At 42.4% G+C, this 18040-nt stretch carries 11 protein-coding genes, 2 tRNA genes and 3 rRNA genes; 9 read left to right on the top strand and 7 right to left on the bottom strand.

The features are described from left to right. Nucleotides 1-172: 172 nt before the first annotated feature. Nucleotides 173-685, bottom strand: coding sequence for an S-ribosylhomocysteine lyase (gene luxS / locus HQN60_RS02350; RefSeq protein WP_173532176.1), 513 nt, complete (start codon nt 683-685; stop codon nt 173-175). Nucleotides 686-1287: 602 nt separating this feature from the next. Between luxS and HQN60_RS02345 the strand changes: the two genes are divergently transcribed. The 7 genes from HQN60_RS02345 to HQN60_RS02315 all read left to right on the top strand — a co-directional run bounded on the left by HQN60_RS02345 (nt 1288) and on the right by HQN60_RS02315 (nt 9731). Then, a 16S ribosomal RNA gene (locus tag HQN60_RS02345) occupies nt 1288-2821 on the top strand. Nucleotides 2822-2885: 64 nt separating this feature from the next. Then, nucleotides 2886-2962: transfer RNA gene (locus HQN60_RS02340), tRNA-Ile, on the top strand. Nucleotides 2963-2969: 7 nt separating this feature from the next. Then, nucleotides 2970-3045 (top strand) — tRNA-Ala (locus HQN60_RS02335). A gap of 360 nt (nt 3046-3405) precedes the next feature. Next, nucleotides 3406-6298, top strand: a 23S ribosomal RNA gene (locus HQN60_RS02330). A gap of 226 nt (nt 6299-6524) precedes the next feature. Then, nucleotides 6525-6638, top strand: a 5S ribosomal RNA gene (gene rrf / locus HQN60_RS02325). Together the 16S, 23S and 5S rRNA genes with 2 tRNA genes alongside form the textbook arrangement of a ribosomal RNA operon. 613 nt (nt 6639-7251) lie before the next feature. Next, nucleotides 7252-8580 (top strand): APC family permease, encoded by a 1329-nt coding sequence (locus HQN60_RS02320; protein ID WP_173532175.1) that lies wholly within the window; start codon nt 7252-7254, stop codon nt 8578-8580. Between the two features lie 65 nt (nt 8581-8645). Then, entirely contained in the window at nt 8646-9731 is a 1086-nt protein-coding gene (locus HQN60_RS02315; protein ID WP_173532174.1) for a calcium:cation antiporter, read from the top strand. 133 nt (nt 9732-9864) lie between these two features. On the opposite strand, the gene HQN60_RS02310 is transcribed toward HQN60_RS02315, so the two are convergent. From HQN60_RS02310 to HQN60_RS02285, 6 genes are all read right to left on the bottom strand, one after another. Then, nucleotides 9865-11085 carry an EAL and HDOD domain-containing protein gene (locus HQN60_RS02310; RefSeq protein WP_173532173.1) on the bottom strand — a complete coding sequence of 407 codons (1221 nt, stop codon included), beginning with the start codon at nt 11083-11085 and terminating at the stop codon, nt 9865-9867. A 68-nt stretch (nt 11086-11153) separates the two neighbouring features. Then, the gene (locus HQN60_RS02305; RefSeq protein WP_173532172.1) at nt 11154-13055 is read right to left on the bottom strand and encodes a chemotaxis protein CheA; all 1902 of its coding nucleotides are present in this window, start codon (nt 13053-13055) and stop codon (nt 11154-11156) included. Between the two features lie 29 nt (nt 13056-13084). After that, nucleotides 13085-13843, bottom strand: a complete 759-nt coding sequence (gene cheZ, locus HQN60_RS02300; protein WP_173532171.1) for a protein phosphatase CheZ — start codon at nt 13841-13843, stop codon at nt 13085-13087. A gap of 38 nt (nt 13844-13881) precedes the next feature. Beyond that, nucleotides 13882-14271 carry a chemotaxis response regulator CheY gene (gene cheY / locus HQN60_RS02295; RefSeq protein WP_173532170.1) on the bottom strand — a complete coding sequence of 130 codons (390 nt, stop codon included), beginning with the start codon at nt 14269-14271 and terminating at the stop codon, nt 13882-13884. Between the two features lie 68 nt (nt 14272-14339). Next, on the bottom strand, nt 14340-15287 hold the full coding sequence (locus tag HQN60_RS02290; protein WP_173532169.1) for a chemotaxis protein: 948 nt from the start codon (nt 15285-15287) through the stop codon (nt 14340-14342). A gap of 28 nt (nt 15288-15315) precedes the next feature. After that, a complete protein-coding gene (locus tag HQN60_RS02285) occupies nt 15316-16266 on the bottom strand; it encodes a chemotaxis protein (protein ID WP_173532168.1) in 951 nt (316 codons plus the stop codon). A 196-nt stretch (nt 16267-16462) separates the two neighbouring features. On the opposite strand from HQN60_RS02285, the gene HQN60_RS02280 reads away from it, so the two are divergent. Further along, nucleotides 16463-17638: a sensor histidine kinase gene (locus tag HQN60_RS02280; RefSeq protein ID WP_173532167.1), complete on the top strand. Its 1176-nt coding sequence runs from the start codon at nt 16463-16465 to the stop codon at nt 17636-17638. A gap of 96 nt (nt 17639-17734) precedes the next feature. Then, on the top strand, nt 17735-18040 hold the full coding sequence (locus HQN60_RS02275) for an STAS domain-containing protein (RefSeq protein WP_173532166.1): 306 nt from the start codon (nt 17735-17737) through the stop codon (nt 18038-18040).

The raw sequence follows: 18040 nt of genomic DNA, 5'->3' as shown, positions 1-18040 counted from the left end.
ATTGATATTTATCTTTTAAGTGGCAAGAGTCTAAGTGATAGTCGCTTAGGCTCTTGCCGTTGTAATACGATTTAAGCTTACAAGCCATTGCTTAATAAATACTGAAAAAACACACAAATTAAATGGATTCAGTATTAGCAAGTCGTAACTTGAATGTTTATGTGCAACTTATTTAAGCATTTTTATCTAGCCATTCCGCTGACAGTTTAATCTCTTCATTGAGGTTGACGCCTACGCCGCGGCTAAGAATATCCTGAGCGATTTTTTTTGCTTCGTCTAATGAGTGCATCTCATAGGTACCACATTGGTAAAGATTAAGCTCAGGAATTTCAGATTGCTGAGCTACCTTAAGTACATCTTCCATGGCAGCTTGCCAAGCATTGACCACTCGCAGTTCATTTGGAGTGCCAATTAAACTCATATAAAACCCTGTGCGGCAGCCCATTGGGGAAATATCAATAATTTCTACACCATCCCCATTGAGGTGGTTACGCATAAACCCTGCAAATAAATGTTCAAGAGTGTGGATCCCTCGTTCAGATAATATCTCTTGATTCGGTATGCAAAAACGAAGATCAAAAACGGTAATTGCATCGCCGTGAGGTGTCGTCATTTTTTTTGCGATACGGACTGCAGGTGCTTTCATGATTGTATGGTCAACAGTAAAGCTATCTAGCAAGGGCATGGTGACTCCGGTGTTTTGTGGGTTAGACGGTTAGACGAATATCAAATGAGATTGTACTTAGCAATAAGGTCTATGTGGACATCCTTAGCCTTTTATTTCTTTGGTCCTCCCGAGCAGCAATTGAAGTCCGTCGTTGTTGTGCTGCAGCGTTGATTTCGTCGTATAGCGGCGAAAATGTTAGCAAATTTAGGGGCAAAAACGGCCAAATAAGCATTTGGCGCTATGTATATCCGTAATCAAGGCTTGGCATCGCTCTGTTTTTTTACGCTGCAGCAGAATTAATGTTGAAACTAGATCGTATGTAATTCAACAACTTAGCGCCTTTGTGTGGTTTTCTTTGCAACTGGGTGTTGACGGACTTTAGGTGGGTGGGTATAGTTCGGCCTCTCTGCTGCTGACACAGCAAACGAAACAAGCGGTTTTCCAGCTGGTTTCGGTGTCTAAGCCACTGATCTTTAACAAAATACAGCCGATGAGTGTGAGTGCTTGGTTTGCCAGTCAAACAAGTGCTTACACTCAAGATTTAAAAGAAATCTTGGTTTTTAACCAAGTGTTTCTTTGAGTAATGAGTACTAAGCCAAGTATGTAAATTCAGCTAGATTAAACGAAAGAGTTTGATCCTGGCTCAGATTGAACGCTGGCGGCATGCTTTACACATGCAAGTCGAACGGTAACAGGGTGCTTGCACCGCTGACGAGTGGCGAACGGGTGAGTAATACATCGGAATGTACCCAGTAATGGGGGATAACGCTTCGAAAGGAGTGCTAATACCGCATACGCCCTGAGGGGGAAAGTGGGGGACCGCAAGGCCTCACGTTATTGGAGCAGCCGATGGCTGATTAGCTAGTTGGTAGGGTAAAGGCCTACCAAGGCAACGATCAGTAGCGGGTCTTAGAGGACGATCCGCCACACTGGAACTGAGACACGGTCCAGACTCCTACGGGAGGCAGCAGTGGGGAATCTTGGACAATGGGCGAAAGCCTGATCCAGCAATGCCGCGTGCGTGAAGAAGGCCTTCGGGTTGTAAAGCGCTTTTGTCGGGGAGGAAATCCTAGTGGTTAATAACTGCTGGGGATGACAGTACCCGAAGAATAAGGACCGGCTAACTACGTGCCAGCAGCCGCGGTAATACGTAGGGTCCAAGCGTTAATCGGAATTACTGGGCGTAAAGCGTCCGCAGGTGGCTTGATAAGATAGACGTGAAATCCCTGGGCTCAACCTAGGAATTGCGTTTATGACTGTCTCGCTAGAGTATGGGAGAGGGGGGTGGAATTCCACGTGTAGCAGTGAAATGCGTAGAGATGTGGAGGAACACCGATGGCGAAGGCAACCCCCTGGCCTAATACTGACACTCATGGACGAAAGCGTGGGGAGCAAACAGGATTAGATACCCTGGTAGTCCACGCCCTAAACGATGTCTACTAGTTGTTGGGCTTTTCGGAGCTTAGTAACGCAGCTAACGCGTGAAGTAGACCGCCTGGGGAGTACGGTCGCAAGACTAAAACTCAAAGGAATTGACGGGGGCCCGCACAAGCGGTGGATGATGTGGATTAATTCGATGCAACGCGAAAAACCTTACCTGGTCTTGACATGTACGGAATCCTTTAGAGATAGAGGAGTGCCTTCGGGAACCGTAACACAGGTGCTGCATGGCTGTCGTCAGCTCGTGTCGTGAGATGTTGGGTTAAGTCCCGCAACGAGCGCAACCCTTGCCATTAGTTGCTAACATTTAGTTGAGCACTTTAATGGGACTGCCGGTGACAAACCGGAGGAAGGTGGGGATGACGTCAAGTCCTCATGGCCCTTATGACCAGGGCTTCACACGTCATACAATGGTCGGTACAGAGGGTCGCCAACCCGCGAGGGGGAGCTAATCTCACAAAACCGATCGTAGTCCGGATTGCACTCTGCAACTCGAGTGCATGAAGTCGGAATCGCTAGTAATCGCGGATCAGCATGTCGCGGTGAATACGTTCCCGGGCCTTGTACACACCGCCCGTCACACCATGGGAGTGGGTTTTACCAGAAGTAGCTAGGATAACCTTCGGGAGTCCGGTTACCACGGTAGGATTCATGACTGGGGTGAAGTCGTAACAAGGTAGCCGTAGGGGAACCTGCGGCTGGATCACCTCCTTTCAAGAGAAAGATTGGTAGATTAAGTACTCACACTCATCGGCTGTAGATTTGAAAGAAACGATATGGGTCAGTAGCTCAGTTGGTTAGAGCACCGTGTTGATAACGCGGGGGTCATAGGTTCGATTCCTATCTGACCCACCAGTATCACGGGGGTTTAGCTCATCTGGTAGAGCACCTGCTTTGCAAGCAGGGGGTGAACGGTTCGAGTCCGTTAACCTCCACCATTATCTGCTGTAGAAAATAGAATTCTATGTATTGCACGTTGTTATGTGCAGTGTATTTTATTCTGGTTTCTAAAATTAGAATGATTAGTCATTTAATGATTAATTAAATATCGCTCTTTAACAAAATAGAAGAAGTAATTAATTCCAATAAACATTGTAATGGAATTAGATTTGAGAATAACTGCTTGCAGTTGTTGTTGAGTTTAGTTTCAAAGTAAAAATATTGGGTTGATTGTATCTGTTCAGTTGTGCTGGTCTCATGCCAGTGTAACTGAACCGCAAGTGAAATGAGAACTCACTTGCAAGTCGCAAATACGATTTCAGTAATCTGAGATACGTTTTACGTGTTTGAGGTTATAGGATCAAGCGAATAAGTGCATCTGGTGGATGCCTTGGCGATGATAGGCGACGAAGGACGTGATAGCCTGCGATAAGCGTGGGGGAGCTGGCAAAGTGCTTTGATCCCACGATTTCCGAATGGGGAAACCCGGCCCTTTTGGGTCATCCTAGACTGAATACATAGGTCTAGCGAAGCGAACCCGGTGAACTGAAACATCTAAGTAACCGGAGGAAAAGAAATCAACCGAGATTCCCAAAGTAGTGGCGAGCGAAATGGGAAGAGCCTGTACGTGATAGCAGTAGACTTAATAGAATGGAATGGAAAGTCCAACCATAGTGGGTGATAGTCCCGTATATGAAAAGTCAATTGTGGTACTAAGCGTACGAGAAGTAGGGCGGGACACGAGAAATCCTGTTTGAAGATGGGGGGACCATCCTCCAAGGCTAAATACTCATCATCGACCGATAGTGAACCAGTACCGTGAGGGAAAGGCGAAAAGAACCCCGGGAGGGGAGTGAAATAGAACCTGAAACCGGATGCATACAAACAGTGGGAGCCCTTGAAAAATGGGGTGACTGCGTACCTTTTGTATAATGGGTCAGCGACTTACGTTCAGTAGCGAGCTTAACCGAATAGGGGAGGCGTAGGGAAACCGAGTCCGAATAGGGCGCATAGTTGCTGGGCGTAGACCCGAAACCAAGTGATCTATCCATGGCCAGGATGAAGGTGCGGTAACACGCACTGGAGGTCCGAACCCACTAACGTTGCAAAGTTAGGGGATGAGCTGTGGATAGGGGTGAAAGGCTAAACAAACTTGGAAATAGCTGGTTCTCCTCGAAAACTATTTAGGTAGTGCCTCATGTATCACTGACGGGGGTAAAGCACTGTTATGGCTAGGGGGTCATCGCGACTTACCAAACCATGGCAAACTCTGAATACCGTCAAGTGCGAGCATGGGAGACAGACCTGGGGTGCTAACGTCCTGGGTCAAGAGGGAAACAACCCAGACCGCCGTCTAAGGTCCCAAATGATCAATTAAGTGGAAAACGAGGTGGGAAGGCACAGACAGCCAGGATGTTGGCTTAGAAGCAGCCATCATTTAAAGAAAGCGTAATAGCTCACTGGTCGAGTCGTCCTGCGCGGAAGATGTAACGGGGCTCAAATTGATAACCGAAGACGCGGATATGACCATTTATGGCATATGGTAGAGGAGCGTTCTGTAAGCCTGTGAAGGTGTCTTGAGAAGGATGCTGGAGGTATCAGAAGTGCGAATGCTGACATGAGTAGCGATAAAGGGAGTGAAAAGCTCCCTCACCGAAAACCCAAGGTTTCCTGCGCAACGTTCATCGGCGCAGGGTGAGTCGGCCCCTAAGGCGAGGCAGAAATGCGTAGTCGATGGGAAACAGGTTAATATTCCTGTACTTGATATAAGTGCGATGTGGGGACGGAGAAGGTTAGGTTAGCCAACTGTTGGAATAGTTGGTTTAAGTGTGTAGGCGGGTGTCTTAGGCAAATCCGGGACGCTGTTAACGCTGAGGCATGATGACGATTCACTTAGGTGATGAAGTAACTGATACCCTGCTTCCAAGAAAAGCCACTAAGCTTCAGCTTATATTGAACCGTACCGCAAACCGACACAGGTGGGTAGGAAGAGTATTCTAAGGTGCTTGAGAGAACTCGGGAGAAGGAACTCGGCAAATTAACACCGTAACTTCGGGAGAAGGTGTGCCTTATAGGTGAAGAACCTTGCGTTTGGAGCTATATAAGGCCGCAGAGAAATGGGGGCTGCGACTGTTTATCAAAAACACAGCACTCTGCCAACACGAAAGTGGATGTATAGGGTGTGACGCCTGCCCGGTGCTGGAAGGTTAATTGATGGGGTGCAAGCTCTTGATCGAAGCCCCAGTAAACGGCGGCCGTAACTATAACGGTCCTAAGGTAGCGAAATTCCTTGTCGGGTAAGTTCCGACCCGCACGAATGGCGTAACGATGGCCCTACTGTCTCCTCCCGAGACTCAGCGAAGTTGAAGTGTTTGTGAAGATGCAATCTCCCCGCTGCTAGACGGAAAGACCCCGTGAACCTTTACTGTAGCTTTGCATTGGACTTTGAAGTGGTTTGTGTAGGATAGGTGGGAGGCTTTGAAGCAGAGACGCTAGTTTCTGTGGAGCCGTCCTTGAAATACCACCCTGACCCCTTTGAGGTTCTAACCTTGGTCCGTTATCCGGATCGGGGACCGTGCATGGTAGGCAGTTTGACTGGGGCGGTCTCCTCCCAAATTGTAACGGAGGAGCTCGAAGGTCGCCTAGGTACGGTCGGACATCGTACTGATAGTGTAATGGCAAAAGGCGGCTTAACTGCGAGACCGACAAGTCGAGCAGGTGCGAAAGCAGGACATAGTGATCCGGTGGTTCTGTATGGAAGGGCCATCGCTCAACGGATAAAAGGTACTCCGGGGATAACAGGCTGATTCCGCCCAAGAGTTCACATCGACGGCGGAGTTTGGCACCTCGATGTCGGCTCATCACATCCTGGGGCTGTAGCCGGTCCCAAGGGTATGGCTGTTCGCCATTTAAAGTGGTACGTGAGCTGGGTTCAAAACGTCGTGAGACAGTTTGGTCCCTATCTGCAGTGGGCGTTGGAAATTTGAGAGGGGCTGCTCCTAGTACGAGAGGACCGGAGTGGACTGACCTCTGGTGTACCGGTTGTCACGCCAGTGGCATTGCCGGGTAGCTAAGTCGGGAAGAGATAAGCGCTGAAAGCATCTAAGCGCGAAACTTGCCTCAAGATGAGATTTCCCTAGGGTTTTAAATCCTCTAAAGAGTCGTTCGAGACCAGGACGTTGATAGGTTGGGTGTGGAAGCGCAGTAATGCGTTAAGCTAACCAATACTAATTGCTCGTGAGGCTTGATCCTATAACCTGAAGCGCGTAGTGCGACGATGGATATAATTGACCCAAAGTAGGACGGTGTGAAAGCGCTGAACTACAAAAAATACTTAAATGGTGTTGATTGGTGTGTAGTATAATTACTTCTTCTATTGATTTTACGAGTTAGCGTTGTAGGTTGCGGTCTGAAAAGATAGCGGCTGAATGCGATAACTCTCGTGTAGCTCGAAAGAGTTGCACCAGACAGTTTAATGTCTGGCGACCATAGCGAGGTGGTCCCACTCCTTCCCATCCCGAACAGGACAGTGAAACACCTCAGCGCCGATGATAGTGCGGATTGCCCGTGTGAAAGTAGGTCATTGCCAGACTTCCCTATAGAGAAGCCCGATTCGAAAGAGTCGGGCTTTTTGCTGCGCGTCGTTTCGGTGCTGGAGTACAAATTGTAGATACCGATGTACTGTATCTCTTCCTAGCCCTTGCAATATATACTGCTGAGGAATATACCTTGGTTAATGTAACTTTGAGATGATGAACGTAGAATTTCTTTCATCCATACTCTAAAGTACATCTCTAAATGAATATGGCCTTTGCTATTTTTAATAATCGCCAGTCAAAACCAATATTACTCACGTCAGAAGCCAGTCTTCCTCATCTTCCATAATATATTCTGTTTTAAATTCTTGAAACATTAAGCGGTAATAAATTCATTCACAACCTTCATAGAAAAAGTGAGTAAATTTATTAAGGGCACAATTTCTCAATAAAAGACGCGTTCATGGAGCATGAGCGATATAGGTCGACAATAGATAAGCTCAAAACTGTTTTAAAAATTAGTGTTTTTTTACTGTTATTAAATTTATATCAGTGTAATACTATGTTGGTAAATAGAAAGAAAAATATGGGTAAATTGCGAAGTGGTGTACAACACATAAATTTTGACTAGACTAAACTCATGATGATCAAATTTTTTGAGGTAGATCAATGTCAGTAGATTCAAAGTTAAATAGGGCTAAAAATTCTGTAGCTAATAATAAAATCGGCTTTGTTAGTATTTTTTTATTAGGTATTAATGGAATTATAGGCTCAGGTATTTTTTTACTTCCTAACCAAGTATATGCAAAAATAGGTGCTGCTAGTATTGCGATTGTATTAATTGCATCGTTACTAGTGCTTGTTATCGCATTATGTTATGCCGAATTGGCCAGTAAATTTACTGAAAATGGTGCCGCATGGATTTATAGCTATAGAGCATTTGGGCGTTTTATTGGTTTTGAGGTTGGGTTTTATGCATGGATTTTGGGAATTATTATACTTTCTTCCGAAATAGCAGGTTTTTTGACAGCTTTAGCAGGTTTTTTCCCGTCTCTAAAAAATAATTATTTATATAATTTATCGGCGCTGTTAATTTGTGTTTTCCTTGTAGTTGTAAATTATTTCGGAGTTAGTTTGGCTAAGTTTTTGAATAATTTGTCCTCTGTTTCTAAATTAATGGTTATATTTTTATTTGTTGTTGTTGGTGTCTTTTATTTGGATATTAGTAATTTTCAGCCATTCATATTGCCTGAAGTTGTATCTAATGATTCTTTTTATACTTCAGTTGGTGCTGCACTTGGTGTTATATTTTATGCATTTACAGGGTTTTCTTTTTTGCCTATTGCCGCTGCACGGATGGAAAATCCACAGAAGAATATTCCGTTGGCTTTAATTTCGGTCATTATGACCTGTAGTGTTATTTATTTTCTATTGGTAGTTGTTTCAATTAGTGTTTTAGGATCAGATTTGTCTGTTTCTTCTTTACCTGTTGCAGATGCATTTTCAAAAATGGTCGGGAATTGGGGTTATAACTTGATTGTTATTGGGATGCTGATTTCTATAGGTGGTGTTATTTTAGCTTTTTCATTTAGTGTTCCATTAATTGCATCGTCGCTTGCATTGCAGCATCAGTTACTGCCTGAGTTTATAGGTAGAAAAAATAAATATAATCGACCCGTTAATGCATTAATGATTACTTTTGTTCTATGCTCAGTCTTGCTTTTGAGTGGTGATTATTTGTTTTTAATTTCGTTGGCTGTTTTTGCTTCTTTTATTCAATACGTACCAACGGCATTAGCTGTGCTTAAATTAAGGAATGATAAAAGTTTACCGGTTGGGTTTGTTATTCCTGGAGGGCCGAGTGTACCTATTTTAGCTATTTTGGCATCACTTTACTTATTATCTAGTTTTAATTTGAAGATTTTTATCTTTGGTTGTGCTGGATTAGTTATGGGCGCTATTGTTTATTTCTTTCAAAAAAAACGTGGTGGAAATTAAGTTATTTGATTGTTGTTAAATGTTGAGGTTGGCATTTATATTTTTAATGTTATAAGGTTGAGTAAATGATTAAATCGATAATACAATTACCATTTTGGACTATCGCAACACCATTCATTGGGTGTTTCTTACTTTTTGGCCAGTTGTTTGATTTTGGTGAATGGTATTTAATTTTATTATCGATTGGACTGTTGTTTGGTGTATTAGCTGCAGTACATCATGCTGAGGTCGTTGCACATCGCGTCGGTGAGCCTTTTGGAACTTTAGTTCTGGCTGCTGCAATTACTGCAATTGAAGTTGCGTTAATCGTAACGCTAATGCTTACTGGTGGAGAGGCTGCTTCTGCATTGGCGCGGGATACCATTTTTGCTACAGTAATGATTATTCTTAATGGTATTGTTGGATTATGTTTATTGGTTGGAGGGAATCGCTTTGGTGAACAGCGGTTTGGCATGTTGGGTGTTAATGCTTCATTATCAACTTTAGCAGCCATTGTAGTATTAACTTTAATTTTACCAAACTATACAACTACTGTTGCCGGACCAATTTATAGTTCAAACCAATTAGCATTCGTCGCATTAGTTTCTTTAGTTTTATATGGGACTTTTCTTTTTGTGCAAACGGTTCGCCATCGAGATTATTTTTTACCACAACAAGGTGTGAGTGATGAAGACATTCATGCTGTACCACCAACAACTAAAGTTGCGATCATTAGCTCTGTTTTATTGATAATTGGCTTAATCGCGGTTGTTTTATTAGCAAAATCAATTTCTCCAATGATTGAAGCTGGTGTCGCTAGTATTGGTGCTCCAGCAGCACTAGTTGGCGTCATTATCGCAGCAATTGTGTTAATGCCTGAAGGTTTAGCGGCATTACGTGCTGCAAAATCTAATCGATTACAAACCAGTCTAAATTTAGCATTGGGTTCTGCATTGGCGAGTATTGGTTTATCGATACCTGCAGTTGCAATTGTATCTGTTCTGAATGGTTGGCCTTTAATGCTTGGTATTGATGCTAAATCAACAGTCCTGTTGGTGTTGACATTGATTGTTTCAACTTTGTCATTAGGTAATGGCAGAACTACTGTTTTGCAAGGGTTAGTTCATTTAATGATTTTTGCTGTTTATCTTTTTATGACGATTTTTCCATGAAATCACAAGGCGATAATAGTTTAATTTCTAATTTTGTATGCTAAATAAATCATACTTTTAATAAAAAATGCTCGCTTAACTATTATGATAAGCGAGCATCGAATTATTAAATGTTTATTGGATTAATTTAAAATTAAACACCAAGCTCTTCCACCCAATTTAGGGCTTGTACATGAGATCGGTTAAGCATTTCTGGTGTTATTTGTAATTGCTCACATAGTCTTGGAACTTCAGCCATTTCTGGATCTTCACAGGCCTCAGCTAGCTCAAGGAATGGACCGTAAATTCCTGTATGTTCCATTAATGCATCAGTTACAGTTTCAGGCAAAATTAAGGTTTCTAAAATTTTGTCCATTGGCATATCTAGTAAGACATCCAGTAATGAAAACATACCAACGATAAATAAATTATCTTTATCCTGCCCATCAAGTAGATGTGAACCTAATAGTTCGACTAATCGACCGCGCGTAACTGCCGTTTTTAATAGAGCAGGAGGCGTACCTGTGTCCGCGCCGGCTGTAACGAGTAATAGCGTAAGCCAGCGGTATAGTTTTTGATATCCTAATATAGTTACAGCGTGGCGAAATGATTGAATCTCGCAAGAAAGTCCAAAGCCTGCCGAATTTATATAACGAAGAAGTTTGAATGAAAGAGCAACATCTCTTTTAAGTGCGTTTTCGATATCTCTAATTTCTGCATTGTTACGTAACATATTTAAAAGTTGTAAAATATTTGCGTAACCTGGGTTAATTACTTTTGCAGATAGAGTTTCTGGATGTGCAAAATAATAACCTTGAAAACAATCCATTCCTATATCAAAACACTTCGTGAATTCGTCTTTAGTTTCAACTTTTTCAGCTACCTGAAGTAATGGAAAACGACGTAATTCCTTTGATAAAGTAGGAACTTGTGACATGCCTAACTGTTGAATATCTAATTTAATATAATTAGCAAACTCAATCATGGATGCTGTTTGAGGTGTCAGAACAAAGTCATCTAATGCTATGCCAAAACCTTGTGCACGCAGATCTCGCAAACGATTTAATAAATCTTCAGTGGGTTGTGTGGTTTCAACAATTTCTAAAATTACGCGTTGAGGCTGTAATAACTCTAAAAAGTTACTTTCGAGCATTGATTCTGCGACGTTAATAAATGCTAGTTTATTACCAACTAGCCAATCTGTGCCCATATTGGATATTGTATTTACCAATACGTTTGTGCCTGCATGCATGTCACTTGAAAACTCAGCGGAGACTGCCTCTTGATTTAAGCGAAATAATAGTTCATAGCCAATAATTTGTTGCTGACGATTCAGTATGGGTTGACGTCCAATAAATGCATGTTCTTGCGTCATATTCTGGTAACAGGCTAAATGCCATGCTCCTAGTTCGTTGGAATAGTTTTATGTCAATTTTTATTAAATTAAACAAATTGCTCGATAAAACGAGAGGTTTTTATTGCTGAAGTTTCTGCTGTATCAGATGCCAGTAAGTCTTCCATATCAAGAACCAACACGATTGATCCATCCCCCGATAAGGTTGCTCCTGCGACACCTTTAGGACGGATATTTTGTAGCGGCTTAATGACTACGTCATCCCTGCCAATGAAACTGTCTACAGCCAGAATAAACGAATGCTCCGCTGATTGCATTAATACGCCAAACTGCGGTAGTTGAACTTCTTGCCAGCCAATTAAATTAGCTAAAGAGCGCACTGATAAAATTTCGTCACGAACGACGATCGTTGCTCTTCCTGATACTTCTTGTACATGTTCTTGACGAATGGTAATGATCTCTCTAACCATTGCGAGTGGAACTGCAAATGGCTGGTCGCATACTTTGACAACGAGTACCGGTAAGATTGCAAGGGTTAATGGCAGCGAAATAGTGAAGCGAGATCCCTCACCAACTGCGGATTGAATATCAACTCGCCCATTGAGCTTTTGAATGTTCGTTTTTACGACATCCATTCCAACGCCACGACCTGAGACACTTGAAATTTGATCTTTAGTCGAAAAACCAGGAAGAAAAATAAGTTGTAAACTTTGCTTGTCGTCCAGGCTATTTGCCGTTTCGATGTCAATTAAACCTTTTTCAATGGCTTTGCGACGAATTACATCTGGGCGCATGCCTCGCCCATCATCAATAATTTCAATTCGAATATGATCGCCCACTTGAGTTGCCGTTAGTTCAACAACGGCTTTGGCGGGTTTACCGCTAGCAATACGCTCTTCAGTGGTTTCGACGCCATGATCAACGGCATTACGCACCAAATGCACTAATGGATCATTAAGATCTTCAAGCATCGTTTTGTCGAGCTCAGTTTCTTCACCTGAAATCACGAGTTCAACGTCTTTCCCCATTTGGCGAGCCAAGTCACGAGCCAAGCGTGGGTATTTTTGGAATAAACGCCCGATTGGCTGCATCCGTGTTTTCATTACGGCATTTTGTAAATCACCAACGAGTAAGTCGAGCTGACCAATTGCTTCATCAAGCGCTTTGAGCGTAATGCTATCCATTTTTCCAGACATAATGTCTGCACGCAAAGTGGTTAGCCTATTTTTTGTAAGGCCAATTTCACCCGATAAATTTAAAACTTGATCCAAGCGAACTGTATCGATTCGGATGGTGGTTTCTTGAGTGGCAAGTTGTTGTGTATTGGCTTGAGGTCGAGCATTGGTTGTCGCAGCCGCAGGTTTTAAGCTCTGCATTGGCTCTAATATTGCAGCGCTTGGGGCCAAGACTTCGCTATGTTCTGCGCTGATTACTTCAATATCGCTTGATAATGGCTCACTAGTCACTTGAGTTGTTACCTCTTTTTCATCCAGTAAGACATCGTACAAATTTTTCCAGTCATGCTCTGGTTTACTTTCTGTGGAGACTAAAACTGAAGGTGCTGCTGGGCTTTCTAACACAGTAGAAGCATTACTACTTTTGCCTTCTAGCACATCGTCTAAAGCTTTCAGTAGCGCAGGATCTGCAGGTGCAGGTTGACGGCCCTGGGACATCTCGCCAAACATTTCACGAACGACACCCGTTGCGGCTAAAATTTCGTCCATAATTTCTGGATTTAGCGTGAGTTCTGCATTACGGAGTTTATCAAAGAGATTTTCTGTTCTGTGGCAAAGACTCACCATGGAGTCGACATTTAAAAAGCCAGCCCCGCCTTTAATTGTATGGAAACCGCGAAAAATATCATTGAGTAACGCTTTATCATCTGGGCGTTTTTCTAGCTCAACTAACTTATTATCGACTTCAGATAACAACTCTGAAGACTCAGTTAAGAAGTCCTGTAATAGGTCTTCCATTCCGCCGAAAACACTCATGATATACCCCTTATGCGCGGTAATAAGACTTAGAAACCGAGACTTTCCAAGAGGTCATCAACCTGTTCTTGGTTAGTAACAATATCGGTTCTTCCTTCTGTTGTGATAACAGGGCCATTTAATAGGCTATTTTCATCTGCTTTATTTGTTCCTTGCGGATTAAACATCAGCAGAAAATCAAGCAAATGACTTTCCATATCTTTTGCCATAGTCAAAACACGTTTGATTACTTGGCCAGTTAAATCTTGGAAGTCTTGTGCCATCATGATTTCAAGCATCTGTGTACTAACTTCGTCTGATTGTTTTGCTGTATTTGATAAGTGTGTTCTCGTGTTTTCAACTAATGACTTAAATTCATCAATACTAAGTTCTTTATTGAAAAATCGATCCCATTGTTGAGACAGTTTTTTCGAACTTTCTGTGATGTTATCTTGTAGTGGCTTGGCAATATCTAGTGCATTCAGAGTACGTTCAGCAGCTTGTTCAGTCATTGTCGCGACATAGGACAGTCGGTCTCTAGCATCAGGAATTGATGCTGCAGCGGATTCCAATGACTTATCTAAGCCAAGTTCACGCAAGGTGTCATGTAGTTTGCGTGTAATTTGACCAATATGTGAAAACATTGATTTGGCAGGTTCCGCCATCAATGACTGTGAGTCTTCTTGGCTGTTGGCGGAGTCTACCGAGGCTACTGGCGAGGAAATTTCTGCTTGGCTTGATTCCAAAATACTATCAAAAAGTGCCTCAAGGTCTGGGGAGTCCCCATTATTTAGTGCATTATCGCTCACAGTGCCTCCTACTGATTGTTATCATGTATTGTGAAAAATTATTTTGCCATGTTGACAAAAATTTTCTTCAGCTTTTCATCCAGTGTGGCTGCTGTAAAAGGTTTCACAACATAACCGCTTGCTCCAGCAGTGGCTGCCTCGATAATATTTTCTTTTTTGGCTTCTGCTGTCACCATCAATACTGGTAGATGTTTGAGTTGGGCATCGGCTCGAATCGCTCTTAATAATTCAATACCGGTCATATTGGGCATGTTCCAATCGGTTACGACGAACTCAAATTGGCCATTTTTTAATTTATGTAATGCAACTTGCCCATCTTCTGCTTCATCCACATTGGTAAATCCAAGCTCCTTTAGAAGATTTCGGACGATGCGACGCATGGTAGAAAAATCATCTACCACGAGAAAACGCATGTTCTGATCTGCCATAACTTCACTCCAGCTGCGTTATCGCAATTGATATACGCATATAATTATTTTGTTACGAAGACGTTGACTTAGCCTTGGCTGCTCAACATCGGGGAAAGAGTATCGGCTAAAATGAGCGCATCAAATTTAGCAACATAAGCATCGACACCTACGCTTGCACCCATTGCACGATTTGCATTAGATGAGAGAGAAGAGTGCATTACTACTGGAATTCCTTTAAAACGATGGTCTGATTTTATATATTTAGTCAGTACATACCCATCCATTTCAGGCATTTCAGCATCTACTAATATTAATTTTAGTTTGTCTCGCAAGTTTTCGCTATCATGAGTTGCTCTATTCGCTAAATTCTGTAGTTTATCCCACGCTTCTTTACCATTATTGGCTTGATGATACTTAATACCTATTTTATCGAGCACACCAATAATTTCTTTTCGAGCAACCATTGAGTCATCAACAAAAAACATAAATGTATCTGGATTGATTTGTGTTGGCGGTAGCTCTGGAATTAATGGTTCGCCAATCACGGTTGCTAAAATTTGTTCAACATCGAGAATGGAAACTAATTTACCATCAGGTAATTCAGTAATAGCAGTTATCAATGCTTGATTTCCAGCTAGCATTGTTTCCGGTGCACGTACTTTATCCCAGTCAACTCGAATAATACGATCAACATCGTGAACCAAAAATGCCTGAGTATGCTTTGAAAACTCAGTCACAATCATCGTGCTTGATGTATCACCGACAGGTTCCTCATGCGTTGCAATAAATCGAGCCAATGAAATGACTGGGATAATGTTCCCGCGCAAAGAAAGAACACCTTCAACACCATGCGGCATATTTGGCGTTTTAGTTATTTTGGGCGTTTGCGAAACTTCACGCACCTTAAATACATTAATTCCAAAAATTTCTCGTGTACCTAAGGAAAAAAGCAAAATTTCCATTTTGTTAGATCCGGCAAGCTTTGTGCGAGCATCGACGGTATCAAGTAAGTTAGTTTGTTGTGGTTTGCTCATAAGTCACCTCAGCCTGGTGTTTTTGCGATTATTCGCGACGCAAAAAATTTGTGATACTTTCTGATAGTTTATGGGGCTCAAATTTCGCTACATAACCATCAACCCCAACAGATTGCCCTAGCTTTTGATTTGAAAGTCCTGATAGCGATGAGTGCATCAAAACTGGGATACCTGCAAAACGAGGATCACTTTTAATTTGCTTGGTGAGCATGTAGCCGTCCATTTCTGGCATTTCAACGTCGGTTAATACTAAGTGCAACAAATCTTTAACCATTTTTCCTTGCACTTCAGCAGACTTGGCTAGCTTAAGTAAATCTTCCCATGCACGTTTACCATTTATTGCGTGCATATGATGTACATTCATTGCATCTAAAGTTTGTTCGATTTGGCTACGAGCTACTAAGGAGTCATCAGCAAAAAATACGGTTTTATGACTGATGCTTGAGTCACAAATGACTGCTGCAGTATCTATGATGTTGCTTTTTTGGGTCGTCTCAGCCAGCACTTTTTCAACATCGAGCATCATGACCAGCTTTCCGCTCTCTAATTCTGTTACCGCCGTGACTAGTCCCCCCATTTGCATGGTGAGCATATCAGGGGGAACTCGCATGACAGACCAATCTAAGCGTAAGATTGTATCGACAGCTTCCACTAAAAAGCCTTGTGTATGTCCATTGTATTCTGAGACAACCATAATCTCAGGTTTGCTTTCTGTCGCTATACCGGCGTATTTTGCTAAATCAATAACAGGAACCAATACTCCTCGTAAGCTAACCATGCCTTCGACTGAGGATGGCATATCAGGTGCCTGAGTGATTTCTGGCGTCCTCATTACTTCTCTAACTTTAAAGACATTAATGCCAAAAGTTTCTCTTCGGCCCGATCTTTGATCAAGGCCCAAAGTGAAGAGTAATATTTCTAATTTATTGGTCCCTGCCAATTTCGTACGGGCGTCGATATTTTTTAGAAGGTCTGACACGACTTTACTCCCAAAGGCTACGGGTGATTGAATATAGCATTATCGGCCTAGAGCTCTAAATATAAAGCCTTAAAACCAATTTATTTTAAAAAATCTTATTTTTCAAGTTGCTTACGCAATTTGTTTTTTTGCAGTCAAATTAGTAATCTAAAATCTTTATAATGCATAACTATGCTGACGACAAGAGTGTTACTTAATGAGTTTAAACCAAGAAGTCATTGATCCTAAAAATTTAGAGCAAGCATTTGCTTTATTTACAGCTGCATCAGAACAGCTATCAGTCGCTTATGCGGAATTACAAGATCAAGTTACCACTCTTACTGAGCAGCTAGAGGTAGCAAATGGTAATTTACGACGCGAGTTTGAAGAGAAGTCAGCATTGTCGCGACGTCTCAGTTTGCTGTTAGATCGATTGCCTGCCGGGGTTTTAGAATTAGATCAATGTGGTTATGTATTGACGCAAAATGCGGCGGCCAGAAAGCTATTAGGGCGTACTGATCATCGATTTAATTGGTTAGAGGTCTTAGCTGAGCAAATGCAGGCGACTGACGAGCCAGGCGTTTTGGAGTACCAAAGTGGAGATAATGCACGTCACCTGCTTTTGGAGGAGGTTGATGTGCCTGAAGAAGGGGTTCGACTGGTTTTATTACATGATGTGACTACCGCTACAGAAATGCGTCGTGCCTTAAGTCGACATCAGCGTTTGGTTGAAATGGGAGAGATGGCAGCGGGCTTAGCGCATCAACTGCGCACACCATTGGCAACAGCACTTCTTTATAGTGGGCACTTAGTTCGGGCTGAGCTAAGTGGTGAAGATCGCATTCGATTTGCACAAAAATCATTAGAGCGACTCCGGCATTTAGAGGTCCTGATTCAAAATATGCTGCGTTTTGTACGCGGACAGCAGCAGTTGACTGAACGTTTAGAGGTGGGGGGGGTATTGCTGGATGCAATTCAGCACGTGCAGCCTCAATTTGATGCTAAAAATGTAGCTCTGCTGTTGACCGGCTCGAATAGACCCGTTTGGGCCAAAGTAAATGCTAGAGAGTTTTCAGGTGCTATCGCTAATTTACTTGAAAACGCACTCCAAGCGTCAGTATCAGGGCAGCAAGTGCTCTGTTGTCTGTCTGTGGATGAATCTACATTAGAAATTGAAATTAAAGATTATGGTTGCGGTATGTCGGAAGCGACTTGCGTTAGACTGTTTGAGCCCTTTTTTACCACACGCAAAGATGGTACTGGTCTAGGTCTAGCAATTGTGAGAAATTTAGTATCTTCCTACGGCGGCGGGATTAGTGTTGAATCTAAGTTAGATTTTGGTAGTTCTTTTAAGATTCGCTTGCCACTAACGACAGCTACAACTAAGGTGTGAAAGTGGTTGAGAATTTATATTGGCACTTGTATCTGCCTGATAAATTCTCGGGTTTACTGTGAATATATTTACTACAAGTTATAAGGTTAATTACGTATGACACCTACCGTGCAGATTGAGGGTAACGTTGGCCGCGTCATTTTATCGGGGCAGTTTGATTTCAGTGCGCATAGAGAGTTTCGGCAGGTTTGCGAGTCTTTGATTGCAAATGCAGAAATAAAAGAGGTGCTCGTTGATTTTCAAAATGTCAATTATTTAGATAGTTCTGCACTTGGCATGCTTTTGCTTTTAAAAGAGAAAATATCGGCTGCCAGCAAAAGTCTAGCGCTCGTCAATTGCCGTGACACCGTGAAGCAGGTTCTTGAAATTGCATGCTTTGGTAAAATTTTCACCATTAGGTAA

The sequence above is a fragment of the Deefgea piscis genome, from assembly GCF_013284055.1.
GTDB classification, from domain to species: Bacteria; Pseudomonadota; Gammaproteobacteria; order Burkholderiales; family Chitinibacteraceae; genus Deefgea; species Deefgea piscis.
Note: the sequence above shows the minus strand (reverse complement) of the source record. Positions and strands in the feature narration are given on the sequence as shown.